Source organism: Dyadobacter tibetensis Y620-1, from assembly GCF_000566685.1.
Taxonomy (GTDB): Bacteria; Bacteroidota; Bacteroidia; order Cytophagales; family Spirosomataceae; genus Dyadobacter; species Dyadobacter tibetensis.
Genome location: NZ_AZQN01000005.1, coordinates 17,958 through 35,525 on the forward strand (window position 1 = coordinate 17,958; position 17,568 = coordinate 35,525).

The following is a 17,568-nucleotide window of genomic DNA, read 5'->3' on the forward strand; positions in this document are numbered from 1 at the left end:
ATTTAGTAAAAATTGGTTCTTTGCGTGTTCCAGTAGCGTAATAGTATATAGGCAAAAAGCATTCCTCCAATATGAGCAAAGTGGGCCACGTTGTCTGACTGAACGTTTTGTATGCCGGCATATAATTCATAAAGTCCGTAAAAAGTAACAAAATATTTAGCCTTGATTGGGAACGGAAAGAAAAGTAAAAAAAGTTCAGTATTAGGAAATAACAGACCAAAAGCCATTAAAATACCGAATATAGCCCCCGAAGCACCCACCATTGGCGTGTTTATCAGACGATTGTAGTAACTCTGCACAAAATCAATACTGTACTGAATATAAGAAGAATCATTTGGATTCTCTTCAAATTTATTTAAAAATTCTAAACTGGATTGGTATAAGCCCTTTGCGTGCTGGCTCATAAAGTCTACCATACCATCGGGGGTGGGGTACTGCGTATATAGGGCTGCAGCCTCTCTTATCTGACTGTTTTCAAAATAATCGATACCCGAGAATAATAGACCCGCTCCAATGCCTGTAAACATATAAAATATCAGAAATTTCTTAGGCCCCCACATGCGCTCTAGCATGGGGCCAAACATAAACAGACCGAACATATTCCCAAACAAGTGCGAAAAACCACCGTGTAAGAACATATAAGTTACAAATTGGTAAGGAGCAAAGTCGGGAGATAACAGTGACCTTAATGCGAAGGCATTGGTTAGGTTAATAATATAGGCATTGATAATAAATACAACGATATTGATTATTAGCAGGTTCTTGACCGTTGGTGTAAGGCTAAGCATAGTTGAATTCTGAGTCAATAAAATTTAAATTATAACCTCCGTTCCTCCATTTTTGTTTCAAATGGAGCCTACTAAAGTGCGAAGAAGAACGGAATTCTATTTTCCTAAACACTATTTAAAGATGGTGGCTAGCTTATCCATAGTCAATAATACGATGATGGCTTCTCCTCCCGGTGTCCGGTTGGGGTCAGTAGATGCGAAAAGCTGATTGATCAGGGTGTGGATCTCTAATGTAGACAGTTTTACGGCATAGCGAACGGCAAAGCGCCTAGCTAAGGAGCGCGATAAGCTTTCCAGCTTCTTTAGTTTTAAGTCGGAATAGCTTTGTTTGAGCTGTTCCAGCAACTCTTCAAAAAGATCCTGTTCGCTCTCTTCGGGAAGATCGGCTGGAATTCCCCGAATGATCAGCTGATTCGTTCCAAATTCGTCAAATTCAAATCCTAAACTCCGGATTTGTTCTCGGGTTTCCTGAACCAGTTGCATATCAGATGGAGATACCCGGATCGTTTTTGGAAATAGCAGTTGCTGGCAGGCCCCATTTCTATTGCTGAGCATTCTTCGGTAGCGTTCAAAAAGTATTCGCTCGTAGGCGGCCTTTTGGTCGATCAGCATAATGCCATCTTTTACCTGGGAAAGGATGTAGCGGTTGTGCAGCTGAAAGGTGATGGCATCGCTTTCGGGGGCTGCAATGACTTCAGAAGCCATGCGATTGACCTTACTCGCTACAGTCCTGGATTGTTCCAGGTAGGCTGACGGGCGAGAGCCACCCGAGCTACTGGTCTCAAAGGAACTAATATCCCCGGCACTACCATCGGTACTCTGCAATCCCTCGAATAATTTATTCCAGTTGGTAAGGTTGCTTTTAGAATGACTATCACCTGGTTTATGCGACTGCGCGGCCCAGTCTGGCGTCACCGCCCTAGGAGCTGAGCCTTGCGATGGCTCGGTACTGCCTGGATTTAAGAAGTTAATATTATCGTCGAAGTCTATAGATTGAGAAAGGTTGTAAACCCCTACTGCCTTTTTTACAGCAGCCATCAGGATTGCATAGACGGATTTCTCATCGTCGAACTTTATTTCTGTTTTTGTTGGGTGTATATTAATATCAATATGTGCGGGATCAATTTCAATGAATAGCACATAAAATGGATGACTTCCATCGGGGATGGTCCCATCGAAAGCATTGAGCACCGCATGGTGCATATAGCTATGCTTGATAAATCGATCGTTGACGAAGAAATATTGTTCCCCCCGTGTTTTACGGGCATATTCGGGCTTCCCTATAAAGCCTCGTACATTAATATAGGAGGTCTCTTCCTGGCAAAAGGCCAGTTGTTCCCTATAGCTTTTGCCAAATATATCTATAATCCTACGGACCAGCTTTCCTGCCTGAAGGTTAAAAATTTCGGTATCGTTATGAAATAAGGTGAGGCTCACATCGGGATGGGCCAGTGCAATCCGCTGAAACTCGTCCAGCACATGACGCATTTCTACAGAGTTAGACTTCAAAAAGTTGCGGCGGGCAGGAACGTTAAAAAATAAATTTTTCACCGAAAAACTCGTCCCAGTCTCACAGGCGATGGCTTCCTGAGCCTTTATTTCCGAAGCTTCTATGCGGATTAAGGTTCCCAATTCATCCTCTTCCGTTTTGGTTTTGAGCTCCACCTGAGCTACTGCAGCAATGGAAGCGAGGGCTTCTCCTCGGAAACCCATGGTCCGGATCTTAAACAGATCGTCGGATTGACGTATTTTGGAAGTGGCATGACGTTCGAAGGACATGCGTGCATCCGTCTGTGTCATACCTGCCCCATTATCAATGATCTGTATTAGTGTGCGGCCTGCTTCTTTTAGGATCACTTGAATGCTAGTGGCTTGGGCATCGATGGCGTTCTCAAGCAATTCTTTCACCACCGATGCGGGGCGTTGCACCACTTCACCGGCCGCTATTTGGTTGGCGATTGAATCAGGTAATAACTGTATGATATCCGACGATGGCATGATGAAAGAGTAGAATTGGTATGCTGTAACAAATTAACAAATTTTTTTCAAGAGCTTCAGTACATGTAAAGGTACTGCTCTCACGATAGAAAACCCGATTCTGTCCATCTGAGCTGAATAATGATATTTTTTATTGAAATTTTTACTAAAATTCCTTTTTATTCATTAATATTGAAGATTATAACCAAACCAATTTTTTGTTTTCCTCCTCCCTTTAGCCTTTAGTTAAATTTATGAAAGCACCCTTAGTAAAAAAAATTAATCTTACAATGGCCCTTCAGTGGTTCATTTTCCTTCCTATCATTTTCCCGTTATGCATTGTTTTCGGGGCAATTGAGGGGGTGGGGCGTATGATAGAAAAAATGGCTCTCCGTATGAGAGAAGATATAGAAGTCTGATATATACAGCCAACGCCGTCTGGAGCAGGTTAAACCTTTATTAAATTTTTTCAAAGATGTATTATATTATTAAACGACAAAAGGCTGCCATAAGCAGCCTTTTGTCGTTATCTATGATTTATAATTTCCATCTTACGAAGGCTTCCATGGCCTCATACTCGGCCAGGCCAAGATCGTCGTAAAGTTGTGCGGTACCGCGGTTCCTCTCTTCAGCGCGTTGCCAGAATTCTCTGGAATCCTCACCCTGGAATACCACCCCATCTTTTTGCGATTGATGTTTGAAAATTCCTTGCCGCTTTTTAAGCACCTGGTCGGGGCTCATAGGAACAGCCATTTCGATTTCGTAGATGTCCCACTCTGCCCAGGCACCACGGTATAGCCATACCCAGCAGTCTTTCATAAATGTCTTGTGCTTCGACCGCTCCAGGGCCGCCTCGATGGCGTCCCAGCATACCTTATGGGTGCCATGCGGATCGGCGAAATCACCTGCAGCATAGATTTGGTGGGGTTTGATCTCTTCGATGATGTCCTCGATAATTTTAATATCGGCATCGGAAATAGGGTTTTTCTGTACGGTGCCTGTTTCGTAGAACGGCATGTTCAAGAAATGAGCATTCTCAGTAGGAATGCCCACGAACCGACAAGTAGCCTTAGCCTCACCCCTCCGGATGATTCCCTTTACCTGACGGATTTCAGGTGTATCGATTTCGCTGTCCTTAGTATGGCGGAGGAAGTTTTTAGCTTCTCCGAATAAGTCTTTTGATTTGGCACTTTTGACTTCAAAGTTTTGGTCGAAGTCTACAACGAACTCCATAAAGCGCAGCGCTTCATCGTCGGCTACAGCGATATTTCCAGAGGTCTGATAGGCTACATGTACTTCATGACCCTGGTCTACCAGGCGCTGGAAGGTACCACCCATAGAAATAATATCGTCGTCGGGATGGGGGCTGAAAATAAGCACACGCTTTTTCGCCGGCTCGGCTCGCTCCGGACGATTGGTGTCGTCGGCGTTAGGCTTGCCACCTGGCCATCCAGTAATGGTATGCTGCAACTGGTTAAAAACATCTATGTTAATTTCGTAACTAGAACCATGTTGTGCTAATAAATCGCTCATACCATGGTCGTTATAGTCTTTGTCGGTCAGTTTCAGAATGGGTTTGCGAAGGGTTGCAGAAAGATAGGTTACCGCTTTCTTGATCATCTTGTTGTCCCATACCACGGTGTCAACGGCCCAAGGCGTTTTTACGCGGGTAAGTTCGGAAGCTGCACTCTCGTCTACAACGAAGGAAACGTTAGGGTGAGCCTGTAGATAAGATGCCGGTACATGCTCTGTTACGGGCCCTTCCACCGACTGGCGTATTACCGTAGCTTTGCGTTCACCCCAGGCTAGTAACACAATGCGGCGAGCATTCAGAATAGGCGTGATACCCATGGTAATGGCCTTACGAGGAACTTTATGAAGGCCTCCAAATTCCATTGAGGCGGCTGACCTTGTGGAATGGTCCAAAGTGATCAGACGAGTCCGGGAGTTGATTAAGGCTCCTGGCTCATTAAAGCCCACATGGCCGTTGCCCCCTATTCCAAGCAGCTGGAAGTCCAGACCTCCTACCGCATTGATCTTGTTTTCATATGAGGTGCAAAAATCGGCGATGGACTCTCCTGGAACGGTGCCAGAAGGGAGGTAATAGTTTTCCTTCGGAATATCCACATGGTCAAACAACTGCTCCTTCATAAAGCGGTGGTAGCTGTGGATGGAGTCAGGCTCCATAGGATAGTATTCGTCCAGATTAAAAGTGATTACGTTTTTGAAACTTAATCCCTCTTCCTGGTGCATTTTGACCAAAAGGGCATATACCGTTTTGGGGGATGAGCCGGTGGCCAATCCTAGGACGCAAGGCTTGCCTTCCTTTTGTTTCTTGCGAATCAAATCGGCAATCTCCTTGGCTACAGCCGCAGAGGCCTCTTTGGAATTGGCGAAGATTCGGGTTGCAATTTTTTCATAAGTGATGGGTTGCCCGATGGTGCCACTAGTAGGATTGTCGACGTTGCTTGCCGTTTGCATCAGAATAGTTTGCGGGTTGAGCGCTTGTTGGTCCATAGTTTTTTGAAATGAAAATATGTTTCAGAGTTTAAGAATAGTTTTTCCCTACGACAAAATCCCCTTTCCAATGGGTCTCCAGGGCTTATTTTGAAGATATGCTCTTCGTTAACAGCACAAAAATACGATTCAATTCGAATATTATTAAAAAAATTTAAAAATAACCAAATTTGAGCTTTTTTTATTTAGCGCATTCCAGGTAAATATATGAAAGGCGGGCCTTGATTACAATACGGCTCCTTGGCAATAATTATAAGAAGGGAATTTTCATTACCGAAGAAATGCACGTATTTTTGCACTTTAAAGTAGAAAACAATTTTTAACATCCCGTCAATCCCATGTCTACACTCATAAGCGTTGAACGTGACACAACTATTTTTGATCTAATTAATAGAGAGAAGCACAGGCAAGAGTCTGGTATCGAGCTGATTGCTTCTGAGAACTTCACGTCGCCTCAGGTTATGGAAGCTGCAGGAAGCGTTCTTACCAATAAATATGCCGAAGGACTACCAGGCAAGCGCTATTATGGTGGCTGTGAAGTAGTAGACGAAATAGAGCAGATCGCTATAGATCGCTTGAAGACCTTATTTGGCGCCACTTGGGCTAACGTTCAGCCCCATTCAGGAGCTCAGGCTAATACGGCGGTTTTTCTTGCCTGTCTGAATCCTGGTGATAAAATTATGGGATTCAATCTGGCACATGGAGGCCACTTGTCACATGGTTCGCCGGTGAATATTTCAGGAAAATATTTCCAGCCCGTATTTTATGGGGTAGAGGCAGAAACAGGTTTGATAGACTGGGACAAGGTAGAGCAGCAGGCCATACAGGAAAAACCTAAGTTGCTGATCTGTGGGGCTTCTGCATATAGCCGTGACTGGGACTATGCCCGTCTGCGGAGCATAGCCGATCAAGTTGGAGCCTTACTTTTAGCCGATATTTCTCACCCCGCAGGACTTATAGCGAAAGGCCTTCTTAACGACCCCTTCGATCATTGTCATATAGTTACCACCACTACACATAAAACCCTGAGAGGGCCTCGTGGTGGAGTAATTATGATGCGTAATGACTTCGAAAATCCATTTGGTATTACCACAGCCAAAGGTCAGATCCGTATGATGTCGTCGCTTTTGGATTCTGGGGTTTTTCCAGGTACTCAAGGAGGGCCATTAGAGCATATCATTGCGGCGAAGGCCATCGCTTTCGGAGAGGCGCTTTCCGACGGATATTCTAATTATGCTCATCAGGTAGCCAAAAATGCGCAGGCTATGGCCTCTGCATTCGTTGACAAAGGGTATAAGATTATTTCTGGCGGTACCGACAACCATTTGATGCTGATCGATCTTCGTACCAAAAACGGTTTGGACTCCGGTCTGACTGGCCGCTTGGCTGAGAATACTTTGATTAAAGCCGATATCACCATTAATAAGAATATGGTTCCTTTCGACGATAAATCACCCATGGTAACCTCTGGTATTCGCGTAGGTACTGCCGCTGTAACGACCCGGGGAATGGTAGAAAGCGATATGGGACGCATCGTAGAGATGATCGACACTGTATTGATGAACCATGATCAGGATAACAAAATTGCTGCAGTTAAGCTGGAAATAAACAGTTGGATGAAGCAATTTCCCTTATACGTTTAATCGGAAATAGGTTTTAAATAGCTGATAGACTGCGTTTTCAATATGCTATTGAGTCGCAGTCTATCCGTTTTATGTGGGAATATAATCAGGGAAAGCTAGCCTATTATGGTGAGGATATTCCTTAGCAATTTTGGCTGAGGCCAATTTCGTATCATATTTGCCCTAAAGAATTGTGCGCTAACTTGTTTTGACTTAATAAAGTTTTCATAACTTTGCACTCCAAAATTGAATTAATTGATATGAGCAAGAAAAATACGGATACTTCCGGGCTTGAAATAATAGAAACTCCTGAAGCACTAGCAGGCCAGATAAATAAGGCCGAGGACTTTTTTGTGAAGAACCGCAAAGTGCTAATGGGCGTAGGCGGTGCCATTTTGTTAGCTATCGTGGCTTTTGGTGCCTACCGGTTTTATATTGACAGCCAGGAAGATACTGCACAGGCTGCTCTTTCTAATGTAGTTTACGATTTTGAGGCTGATTCTTTACAAGCGGCTTTGAACGGAAGTGGAGGAAACGAAGGTTTGCTCTCGATTGCCGATAGCTATAAGGGGACAGATGCTAGTAATCTGGCAAATTTTTATGCCGGTGTAGCCCTTCTTAAGCAAGGGAAATATGATGAAGCTATTAGCCATTTAGAGGCTTTCGGTTCATCCGACCTATTGGTAGAGGCACGTGCCAAGGCCTTGATTGGTGATGCCTATATGGAAAAAAATCAATTTGCCGAAGCAGTGTCTGCCTATAAGAAGGCTGTAGATAGCAAATCGAATCAATATTTTACTCCCGTTTATTTGATGAAGCTCGCTTTGGCTCAGGAAAAAGCGAATCAGCTGGCCGACGCCGCCTCCAGTTATAAACGGATTGTAGACGAATTCCCTCTTTCCTCGGAAGTGGTGAACGCGAAGAAATATATGGGATTAATTGAGGGACAGGTCGGCAAATAATGAGTGATCATTGCTGTCTCTAGTTAAAAAGGATAAGGCCGACCGAGGTCTTATCCTTTTTTTGTTTTTTGTATAAGCTATTTATTTAAAAATCGATATGTCAACTGCCGATAAAAATTTAAGTGTGTTTTCTACTGCAGCGCTTCCCAACATCAGTTCCCGCAAATTTGCCCTCGTGGTGGCCGAATGGAATGAGGAGGTCACCGAGAAACTTTTTGAAGGGGCCTATAACACCCTGATACAATACGGTGCGCTGCCCGAAAACATTGTCAGAGGTAATGTCCCAGGGAGCTTCGAGCTATCCCTGGCTGCTCATTGGTATGCCCAACGCCCCGAGATAGATGCCGTCATCGCATTAGGGGTAGTAATACAAGGAGAAACCAAGCATAATGATTATATCAATCATGCCGTGGCTCAGGGGATAACCAACGCTAGTATCGCCAATAATAAGCCCATCATTTTCGGCGTGCTCACCCCCAATACCATGGAGCAGGCCCTGGACAGAGCAGGCGGGGTTCATGGCAATAAAGGCGATGAAGCGGCCATAACGGCCATCAAGATGGTAGGACTCAAAGAGCAAGTTCTATCCTAAAGCAAGCTTTTCATGTATAGTCATTCACATTTATATATTTAATATTCCCTTATGCAAGTCTGGAAATTTGGTGGGACTTCGGTAGGTAAGCCGGAGCGCATGCATTCAATTCGTCAACTATTGACCGACGATTCCAATCGTAAAATTGTCGTTTTATCGGCCCTGTCGGGAAGTACCAATGCGCTGATTGCCATAGGTGAGGCGGCCAAGGCGAATGATACGAACCTTTCAATGCAATTGCTGGCCGATTTACGGGCGCATTACGATGCATTTATACAGGAACTTTATTCTACCGATGCCGGACTAGAGAAGGGAAAAAAAATCGTAGAAAGTGAATTTGGTTATATCACCTCGCTAATCGGCATACGTCCTTTTGCACCGAAGCATGAGAAGGAGCTCGTAGCCGAAGGAGAACTATTAAGTACCAAAATGTTTCAGGCTTATCTGGCTGAGCAGGGCGATAGTTCCGTTTTGTTCCCAGCTTTGGAGTTTATGCGGATCGATGCGGATGGTGAACCCGAAATGGCTCAGATCGAGACACGTTTGACGGCCATGCTGGAGCAGCATACCGATAAGAAGATCATCGTAACCCAGGGCTTTATTTGCCGCAACCCCCGCGAGGAGGTCGACAACCTGAAAAGAGGAGGGTCGGACTATACCGCCTCGCTGATTGGAGGCGCCATTCGTGCCGAAGAAATCCAGATCTGGACCGACATAGATGGAATGCATAATAACGATCCGCGTATTGTGAAGCGTACTTTCCCTATTCGGGAGCTTACCTTCGAAGAGGCGGCTGAGCTAGCTTATTTCGGAGCTAAAATCCTACATCCCAGCACCATCACGCCAGCCAAACTGAGGCATGTGCCCGTGCGTCTGAAAAACACCATGCAGCCAGAAGCGCCCGGCACGCTTATTGCCAATCAGTCCAGCGACCGGGAGATCAAAGCTATAGCCGCTAAGGACAATATCACGGCCATATATATTCATTCGACCCGTATGCTAAATGCGTATGGATTCCTGCGCCGTGTCTTCGAAATTTTCGAAAAATACAAGACTCCAGTCGATATGATTACGACCTCCGAAGTGTCGGTGTCGGTAACGATCGACAACGATACCAATCTGGAGGCCATTACGGCAGAATTGCGCGAGTTTGCCGATCTGGAGGAACACGACCGCGACCAGAATATTATCTGTGTAGTCGGTAACTTCAGTGCGGATAAGGAAGGCATTGCTCTGAAGGTGCTGGAGGCCATGAAGCATATCCCCATCCGAATGATTTCCTATGGTGCTTCGGAACATAACCTTTCGATCCTTATTCACTCGAAGTACAAGGCCGAAGCTTTGAATGTGCTTAACGAGCGATTGTTCTTTTATGAGGATACCATGAAGGACATCTTTACGGCTCCCTGAGTCGGAGGGAATAAGACTTAAAATTTGAATCACACTTAATATTTCGGGCTGCGAATGCCTGAAAATAATTAATATGTTACAAACAGCATTTATACGCGACAATAGGGATCTTACCATTGCCGGTTTACAGAAAAGAGGCTTCCCCGAGGCAGCACAAGCTGTAGATCGGGTATTGGCTCTGGACAAAAAGAGAAGAGAGCTGCAACAGGAGCTCGACGATGTATTGGCCGCTTCCAATGCGAAGGCCAAGGAGATCGGTGGACTCATGAAAGCGGGCAAAAAAGCCGAAGCCGAGGCTGCCAAAGCTGAAACCGCCGAGTTGAAAGAAAAATCCAAATCATTGGATGAGCAGCATAAGGTGGTGGAGCAGGAGTTGCACGAAGAGATGGTGAAACTTCCCAATCTGCCCCATGAGAGCGTGCCTGAAGGCCGCAATGCCGATGATAATATCACTATTCTGGAAGTGGGCGCCAAGCCGGTGCTACCTGAAGGTGCCCTGCCGCACTGGGAGCTTATCAAAAAGCTTGGCCAGGCTCAGGCGCCGATGATCGATTTTGAGCTGGGTAATAAAATTACCGGCGCAGGTTTTCCGGTTTATAAAGGGAAAGCGGCTCGTTTGCAACGAGCCATGATCGCCTTCTTTCTGGACGAGGCCGCTAAGGCGGGTTATACTGAGGTGCAGCCTCCCATTCTGGTTAACGAGGACTCTGGCTTTGGTACCGGGCAATTGCCCGACAAGGAAGGGCAGATGTACCACGCCACAGCCGACGACCTGTATCTGGTCCCTACTGCTGAGGTACCGCTTACTAACCTCTTTCGCGACGTGTTACTGACAGAGGCCGAGCTGCCCATTAAGATGACCGCCCACACGCCCTGTTTTCGTAGAGAAGCCGGTAGCTGGGGTGCCCATGTGCGCGGGCTGAACCGTCTGCACCAATTCGACAAGGTGGAGATCGTGCAAATCTCCAAACCTGAGGATTCCTATGCGGCTCTGGATGGTATGGTAACGCATGTACAAAGCCTGCTCGAGAAACTGGAGCTTCCCTACCGGATCCTTCGCCTTTGCGCTGGGGATATGGGTTTCACCTCGGCCATTACGCTCGACTTTGAGGTATGGTCTGCGGGGCAGGAGCGCTGGCTGGAGTGTAGCTCCGTGTCTAACTTCGAAACTTATCAGGCTGCACGCCTTAAGTTGCGCTACAAAAACGCCGATAAGAAAACGCATCCTCTGCATACCCTGAACGGGTCGGCATTGGCCCTTCCCCGTATCCTTGCTGCCATGTTGGAAAACAACCAGCAAGCCGACGGAACTGTAAAGATCCCGGCCGTTTTGGTGCCCTATTGCGGGTTTGATGTGATAGCGTAGACTATTGATCTTCCAAAAATGAACAAAAAGAGCTCTGAAGTAATTCAGGGCTCTTTGTATATATTCTAGTGTCATTCTTGGATATTACGTAAATATTAGACTTTATCACGACTTGTTTAGTATTGCAATCGGCAGTCGGCTTTCGGCCGTCAAATTCTTCCCGAAATTATTTTCGAGCTGATTGTTACTGAGTATTGGTTAGCATATTCATCATACAATATCGGTCGTGATAAAGTCAATCATAATATAAAAATGTATTTATTTTTATAGAGTTGTGATATAAATTTTATTGATTTTTGTATTAGGTTTGTTGAATATCAACTACTAACAAAAAACAATTTTTCTGAACAAAAGAAAAGTTATTGCTAAAGATCTGATTAAGTACATCACTATTTGTTGGTTTGCCTTTGGATATTTCTGCTGCATACCAGGGGAGTCCCCCATTTCTGTTAAGTCTCAGGAGGTGATTTGAACGCATGTACCTTATGAAAGATAAGGATTATGCCAAATGGGAAATTTTAGAAAACCGGAGGTTTCTTCCCGACAGTACCTTGGGTGGAGGGGGGGGACATTAAAGACCAGGATCGAATCAATCAAAATGCTATAAGTGATGGAAATGGAAGAAGGTTCAGAGTAAATAATACTTCAGATTCGAAGCTATCTCCAACCACCAAAGACGATTTAGACCATGACTAAACACCTGAGCATATTTTTAGCCCTTCAATGATCTCCTATGGAAACGGAAGGCTCTCTTCTAAAGGCGAGGTTTACAAAATAGATCGTAAGCACGATAATCCCGACTTGAAGGGCATAGTCCAGAATGGCGGCGTTATTGACCAGTATGTCGGCGGTCGATAGGTATTTGGGCATTCCCAACCTCCACCAGACGGAAGGGTGAACCACGCAGAGTATATTATAGAGCAGTAGTATCCCTACTTGTTTTTTGCTGGTCCAGTCGACCACCCCAAACATAAGCGGAATCAAAAACAGGAAAATGTAATTGCTATAGGCGCTCTGTTGAACGATCATCATGGTGGCAAAGAGTACCACCCAGGTGCGGGAGAGCATAAATTGCACACTGCTATGCTGGAAGCGAAAGGCCGCTACGGTTCCAAGGCCTAGGGAAATGACCAAGCCTATCCAGTTCCAGAATTTTTCACCCACCCCAATCTGGTCGTTAAACCAGGGATTGATGATGGAAGGGATATTGGGGGCACGAAGGGTCTTGGCCTCGTCCAGGGGTTGCATAAACTCCCAGCCTACCAAGGGATATAGAATAGCTAGGGAAGCAACACCCACTGCGATCATTGGAATCATAAACCTGACCTTATCTTTTTCCAGTAAAAAGAGCGGGAACAGGATCAACACGAAAATGGCCTTGGTGAAGAGCAGGCCCAGGGCCAGTACAAGGGAATACCAATATACGTTTCGGGTTTTTTCGCGCACAAGATAAGCCAGCAGTACAAAGAGCCACATCCAGACATCTTCCTGTGCACCTATGACGCATAGCACCAGAGAGCCCGGTAGAATAAGGTAGAGCAGGGCGGTGAATAGGAATCGGCCATTGGAGAAAAACTGCTTGTAAAAGGCAGCCGATAGGAGCAAGGCCAGCCCATCCATCACCGTCATGGTAAGTACAATCATTTTCGGGTCGTACCAGAGTTCGAGCCAGATGCCCAGGAAATAGGCATAGAGTGGGGAGTAGGGCGACCAAAAGTCACGGTATACCACCTGTCCCATAGAGGCCTTGCTGCCTTCGTCCCAAAAGCCATTGACGTCGGAGGTAGGGGCCATGTCGGCCAACAGATATACCGCAGCAAATGGCAGAAGACGAAAAAGGATCCAGCCAACGGACATGGTTCCTACAGCTGAGCGTCCCTCCAGCAAGGCCGTAAACGACTGGCGACGGACCAGCATAAATAGTGCCAAAAGGGTACAGGCCATACTAATGGCCAACTTTCCATAAACGATGCTCATGCTACCACGGGTTTAGTAGGGGAATCGATATGTTGATAGGTCTTGATCAGGATCCATACGAAACAACCCAGGTTAAGGATTTGTAAGATATATTCGAATAGGAATGCAAGGTTACTAAACATGCCAAAAGAGGTATAGGCGGGCTGCCCTTGCGTCACCCATACGAAGGGTTGCACCACAGTTAGCCAGTTGAGCAGAATAAGGATCACCAAGTGTCGCGTTTGGCGAATATCAATGATTTCAAAAACCACAGCCATCAGGTAGGCAATCAGGTAAGCGCCCATAGCACTGGCCTGGAAGATCATCATACAGGCAAAGCTGGAAATGAACACGGCGGGCAGTATTTCGCTAATCCCTCTTTTTCTGCCTTTCATGGCAAAGTATACCGGTACAAATACCGTAAATAGAAGTCCAACCCAGTTGATCAGGGTAGATTTCTTTTCGTTTACATGCACAAAGAGCTCGACAAACGGGCGGCTCACAGAGAACAGATTGGGAGTCATCAGCTGCTCAGTATGCTGGATAGGCATTAGGAACAAATCTCCAATTTGCCAATACAAAAAGCCAACGGCAGGAAGTCCGATAGCAGCCATCACCAGCAACATCTTTACCGGGCGCTTCACCATGACCAGTACGGCGGGCAATAGAAAAATGAACGTTACCTTAATAGTGAGTAAGGCCAGGGCATAGAGTAGCCCTAGACCTATCTCATGGTTTTCTTTGTGTTTGAGAGTATAGCGCCAAAGGAGGAGTCCTGCGCCCCAAAACCATACCTCTTCCTGCCCGTCGACCAGGATATACATAAATGCAGCAGGCAGCAAGAGATAGAGGATGGCGTATTGCAAAGCATATTCCGACCGCTGCTTGTAGGTTTGGTAGGTAAGCCACAGAATGGCACTTTCCATCAGTACCATAAACAGCACGATGGCCCGGGCATTATGCCAGATCCAGACGGGAATACTGATGATATATGCAAATAAGGGGGCATGGTAGGACCAGAAATCCCGATAAACGAATCCGCCTGCCTTGGCGGCTTCGGCTTTATAAAAGAAAAAAGGAATGTCGCCCCGAGGATCCTGGTTGAGCACCAGAAAAATAGCTACCCAGGGAAGGAGGCGAAGCAGTACAAAGCCAAGTCCGAAGACTAGCTTTTCCCGTGTTTGTTGCCAGGTTTTAAAGTGTGTGGACTGGCTGACTGTCCATAGAATCCCCAGGGTTAGGGCCGTGTTGATAATCAGCTTGATGTAAAATATAGTATTGATGGACATTATATTGGCGTACTGGCTAATCGTGTGCTAAGCGCTATGGTCGAATTTAAGACGCAAACTTAATCAAGTTTTTCCAGATTGGGTCATTCGTTGCCTGTTTTGCAAGTACTCTCGTTGTTATGCTTGCATACTTTCTATTAATATTTTAATTTGTGACTGTAATTAACAGGTTTCACACGAATCGACTGTACACATGAATTTTGAATTAACAGAAGAGCATAAGGCAATCCAGCAAGCTACAAGAGATTTTGCTCGAACGACATTACTCCCTGGTATTATAGAACGGGATAATGCCCAGAAATTCGACCCTTCTCTAGTCCGGCAAATGGGCGAGATGGGACTAATGGGCATGATGGTGGAGGAGCAGTATGGTGGTGGAGGGCTGGATACGCTGTCTTATGTACTAGCCATGGAGGAGATCTGTAAAATCGATGCTTCTGCAGGTGTCATTATGTCGGTCAATAATTCATTGGTTTGCTGGGGTATTCAGCAGTATGGTTCGGAAGAACAAAAACAAAAATATCTTCCTGATTTGGCTTCGGCCCAAAAAATTGGGGCATTTTGTTTGTCAGAACCAGAAGCGGGATCTGATGCTACTTCTCAGCATACTACGGCTGTTGATCAGGGAGATTACTATATACTCAACGGTACCAAAAATTGGATTACCAATGGAAATCTTTCGGAGATATGTCTGGTTATGGCGCAGACCCATCCTGAAAAGCGTCATAAGGGGATCAATGTTTTTTTGGTGGAAAAGGGAATAGCCGGCTTCACGGTGGGCCGGAAAGAGGATAAAATGGGCATCCGAGCATCGGACACGCATTCGCTTATGTTCGCCGACGTCATGGTCCCTAAAGGAAACAGAATTGGCCCGGATGGGTTCGGCTTTAAATTTGCAATGGATACCCTAAACGGGGGCCGTATAGGGATTGCAGCACAGGCCTTGGGAATAGCGGCCGGGGCCTATGAGCTTTCGCTGGCCTACGCCAAGCAGCGCCGCACCTTTGGTAAGCCCATCAGCGAGCATCAGGCCATACAGTTTAAGCTCGCCGAAATGGCCACACGTATTGAAGCTGCACGACTATTGGTATACAAAGCAGCTTATACCAAGGATGTAGGAAAAGACTATATTGGCGAGGCTGCCATGGCGAAATTATATGCCTCCGATGTGGCTATGTGGGTGACCACTGAAGCAGTACAAATTCATGGAGGCTATGGCTATGTGAAGGAGTATCATGTTGAGCGACATATGCGCGACGCCAAAATAACACAGATATACGAAGGTACTTCAGAAATCCAAAAGTTAGTGATCGCTCGGGAGATCCTTAAATAATGCCTTTTCGGGCCAATCTTCCAATATTTTTTAAAACTTGGATTAAAATCAGACTGAAATATCATTTTTTTTTAAAAAATTGTCTTCCAGTACTTGTATTAGTTTTGTACAATTTATTAGATTTGTACAAAAATAGACAAAACAGGCATTTTCGCTATAAAATATATTTAAGCTATGGAAGACTATAATAAGATCATTGAGTCCCTGGGAGTGAAATTCGTCAAAGCACGGCATATCAGGATTTTACAGCCCATTACCATCAAAAACTTTTACGATGTTCAGAATTCATTAACTATTCTGTATGACGGAGAAGTATCTTTTGGCGGTGAAGAACCTCAGAAAGTTGAAGAGGGAGATATGCTTTTTATCCCAGGTGGTAAGCATGCTACCGTTACGTATGGCAGCAGTCAGGCGGCGAAAGTAGTTTCCAATGAGGACTTCATGACCAATCGGGACAATTATATCGAAGCCGGACACGATCCAGCGTTGATTGGTAAGTTGCCGAATTCCTTTGGTTTGATTTCTTTCGAAGCCAAGGTTTTTGATACTGTAAACTTCTTTACCTCTTTAGATGTACCTCCATTTTTGATCAAACGTGACGATCAAATTGCCACCACCATCAACCAGATTTTGGCTGAGGATATGCTGGATACTCCTGGTAAAGGACGTATAATCAAAATTAAAACGGAAGAGGTAGTTATCGAAATAATACGGTACATCCTTAAGAACAAGCTATTTGTAGAGCAACTAGTTACCAATAGCACTTATTTCAAGGATCCTCGTTTGATCGATATATTTGCTTATATCAAAGATAATTTGGGTGGAGACCTATCCAATAAAGTTTTGGCCAATGTCGCCAATGTCTCTGAGGACTATGTAGGTCAGTATTTTAAGATGCTGACAGGAATTAATCCTCAGGATTATATAGAATATCAGCGGATGGAGAAGGCGGTAGATCTTTTACGGACTTCTAAGAAAAGTATACGCGCCATCGGCTCCGATGTAGGGTACAAGGATACGGCGTATTTCTGTCGCCGATTCAAGATGATGTTCGGTATTCCAGCTGGGAAAATGCGTCGTCGCGAGTCTTTGATGAATGTTTAGGAAAGTTTCGGGAATATCATAATTAAGAAAGGCTGGCAAATTATGTTTGTCAGCCTTTCTTAACATGGACGATGCCGGGTGATCAGCGACTAGGGGTTAGCTGCACAGCCGACAGCCGCCAGGTTCCCCCTTGGCGAACACAGACGGTCATGAAGGTGACCGTTTCAGAAAAGGTGTTGTTCTCGAGTGAGCCCTTAACTCTCCAACTTCCATGCACCACGCCCACCTCCTGATAGTCCTTGGTCTGCAGGCCTGACACTTGGCCGGAGTCAATGACTACATAGCCCTGAGCGATTGCCTGTATAAACGTTTCTCGGTCCACTACCTGACCATTCATGGAGATGATACTGAAGTCGGGAGCGAGAAGGTTGTTGAGCTGGTCGGTATTTTCATCAAGCATGGCCTGAAAAAAACCTTCAGTGCAATTGGTAGCATCACTAGTCCTGAATGGTGCCTGAGCTACGGCATTGATTCCGATCAATAGGCAAAAAATGAATAATGATTTCATAGTTTTGAAATGGTAGAGTGTTATGTTGTTCCTAATCAAAGCTAAGATATAATTTTTAAAGGAGCTATGGGTTGGCGGGTTTTCCTAAAAGTATTTACCTGATTTACTATCATAGGACAAATTTCTGCCTTTTTATCAGGGTTT

13 protein-coding genes are annotated in these 17,568 nt (G+C 45.3%); 7 read left to right on the forward strand and 6 right to left on the reverse strand.

Annotated features, from left to right (window positions below):
- Window positions 1–2 precede the first annotated feature (2 nt).
- The 3 genes from X939_RS0114495 to nagB form a co-directional block, all read right to left on the reverse strand.
- A complete protein-coding gene (locus tag X939_RS0114495) occupies window positions 3–788 on the reverse strand; it encodes a rhomboid family intramembrane serine protease (RefSeq protein WP_025764010.1) in 786 nt (261 codons plus the stop codon).
- 111 nt (window positions 789–899) lie between these two features.
- Window positions 900–2,786 carry a DNA mismatch repair endonuclease MutL gene (mutL, locus tag X939_RS0114500; RefSeq protein ID WP_025764011.1) on the reverse strand — a complete coding sequence of 629 codons (1,887 nt, stop codon included), beginning with the start codon at window positions 2,784–2,786 and terminating at the stop codon, window positions 900–902.
- A gap of 516 nt (window positions 2,787–3,302) precedes the next feature.
- Complete coding sequence (gene nagB / locus X939_RS0114510; protein ID WP_044199649.1) at window positions 3,303–5,246, reverse strand: glucosamine-6-phosphate deaminase; 1,944 nt, start codon at window positions 5,244–5,246, stop codon at window positions 3,303–3,305.
- A 374-nt stretch (window positions 5,247–5,620) separates the two neighbouring features.
- Between nagB and glyA the strand changes: the two genes are divergently transcribed.
- From glyA to serS, 5 genes are all read left to right on the forward strand, one after another.
- Entirely contained in the window at window positions 5,621–6,925 is a 1,305-nt protein-coding gene (gene glyA, locus X939_RS0114515) for a serine hydroxymethyltransferase (protein ID WP_025764013.1), read from the forward strand.
- A gap of 239 nt (window positions 6,926–7,164) precedes the next feature.
- On the forward strand, window positions 7,165–7,866 hold the full coding sequence (locus tag X939_RS0114520) for a tetratricopeptide repeat protein (RefSeq protein WP_025764014.1): 702 nt from the start codon (window positions 7,165–7,167) through the stop codon (window positions 7,864–7,866).
- A 97-nt stretch (window positions 7,867–7,963) separates the two neighbouring features.
- Window positions 7,964–8,458: a 6,7-dimethyl-8-ribityllumazine synthase gene (gene ribH / locus X939_RS0114525; RefSeq protein WP_025764015.1), complete on the forward strand. Its 495-nt coding sequence runs from the start codon at window positions 7,964–7,966 to the stop codon at window positions 8,456–8,458.
- A gap of 51 nt (window positions 8,459–8,509) precedes the next feature.
- Window positions 8,510–9,868, forward strand: a complete 1,359-nt coding sequence (locus X939_RS0114530) for an aspartate kinase (protein WP_025764016.1) — start codon at window positions 8,510–8,512, stop codon at window positions 9,866–9,868.
- Window positions 9,869–9,941: 73 nt separating this feature from the next.
- Complete coding sequence (serS, locus tag X939_RS0114535) at window positions 9,942–11,234, forward strand: serine--tRNA ligase (RefSeq protein ID WP_025764017.1); 1,293 nt, start codon at window positions 9,942–9,944, stop codon at window positions 11,232–11,234.
- A 720-nt stretch (window positions 11,235–11,954) separates the two neighbouring features.
- Here serS and X939_RS0114550 read toward each other — a convergent pair.
- A complete protein-coding gene (locus tag X939_RS0114550; protein ID WP_025764018.1) occupies window positions 11,955–13,211 on the reverse strand; it encodes a hypothetical protein in 1,257 nt (418 codons plus the stop codon).
- Entirely contained in the window at window positions 13,208–14,479 is a 1,272-nt protein-coding gene (locus X939_RS0114555) for a hypothetical protein (RefSeq protein WP_025764019.1), read from the reverse strand. Before X939_RS0114555 ends, X939_RS0114550 begins: the two co-directional genes overlap by 4 nt.
- A 193-nt stretch (window positions 14,480–14,672) precedes the next feature.
- On the opposite strand from X939_RS0114555, the gene X939_RS0114560 reads away from it, so the two are divergent.
- Together X939_RS0114560 and X939_RS0114565 are read left to right on the forward strand one after the other, a co-directional pair.
- Complete coding sequence (locus X939_RS0114560) at window positions 14,673–15,812, forward strand: acyl-CoA dehydrogenase family protein (protein ID WP_025764020.1); 1,140 nt, start codon at window positions 14,673–14,675, stop codon at window positions 15,810–15,812.
- A 174-nt stretch (window positions 15,813–15,986) separates the two neighbouring features.
- Window positions 15,987–16,916 carry a helix-turn-helix domain-containing protein gene (locus X939_RS0114565; protein ID WP_025764021.1) on the forward strand — a complete coding sequence of 310 codons (930 nt, stop codon included), beginning with the start codon at window positions 15,987–15,989 and terminating at the stop codon, window positions 16,914–16,916.
- An 82-nt stretch (window positions 16,917–16,998) separates the two neighbouring features.
- Here X939_RS0114565 and X939_RS0114570 read toward each other — a convergent pair whose 3' ends face one another.
- On the reverse strand, window positions 16,999–17,424 hold the full coding sequence (locus X939_RS0114570) for a nuclear transport factor 2 family protein (RefSeq protein ID WP_025764022.1): 426 nt from the start codon (window positions 17,422–17,424) through the stop codon (window positions 16,999–17,001).
- Between the last annotated feature and the right edge of the window lie 144 nt (window positions 17,425–17,568).

Bases quoted from the DNA above. Each gene is read 5' to 3' on its own strand.
- X939_RS0114550 (WP_025764018.1), bottom strand. From the start codon at position 13,211: ATGAGCATCGTTTATGGAAAGTTGGCCATTAGTATGGCCTGTACCCTT.
- X939_RS0114530 (WP_025764016.1), top strand. From the start codon at position 8,510: ATGCAAGTCTGGAAATTTGGTGGGACTTCGGTAGGTAAGCCGGAGCGC.
- nagB (WP_044199649.1), bottom strand. From the start codon at position 5,246: ATGCAAACGGCAAGCAACGTCGACAATCCTACTAGTGGCACCATCGGG.
- X939_RS0114555 (WP_025764019.1), bottom strand. From the start codon at position 14,479: ATGTCCATCAATACTATATTTTACATCAAGCTGATTATCAACACGGCC.
- X939_RS0114560 (WP_025764020.1), top strand. From the start codon at position 14,673: ATGAATTTTGAATTAACAGAAGAGCATAAGGCAATCCAGCAAGCTACA.
- X939_RS0114570 (WP_025764022.1), bottom strand. From the start codon at position 17,424: ATGAAATCATTATTCATTTTTTGCCTATTGATCGGAATCAATGCCGTA.
- ribH (WP_025764015.1), top strand. From the start codon at position 7,964: ATGTCAACTGCCGATAAAAATTTAAGTGTGTTTTCTACTGCAGCGCTT.
- X939_RS0114520 (WP_025764014.1), top strand. From the start codon at position 7,165: ATGAGCAAGAAAAATACGGATACTTCCGGGCTTGAAATAATAGAAACT.
- X939_RS0114565 (WP_025764021.1), top strand. From the start codon at position 15,987: ATGGAAGACTATAATAAGATCATTGAGTCCCTGGGAGTGAAATTCGTC.
- serS (WP_025764017.1), top strand. From the start codon at position 9,942: ATGTTACAAACAGCATTTATACGCGACAATAGGGATCTTACCATTGCC.
- glyA (WP_025764013.1), top strand. From the start codon at position 5,621: ATGTCTACACTCATAAGCGTTGAACGTGACACAACTATTTTTGATCTA.
- X939_RS0114495 (WP_025764010.1), bottom strand. From the start codon at position 788: ATGCTTAGCCTTACACCAACGGTCAAGAACCTGCTAATAATCAATATC.
- mutL (WP_025764011.1), bottom strand. From the start codon at position 2,786: ATGCCATCGTCGGATATCATACAGTTATTACCTGATTCAATCGCCAAC.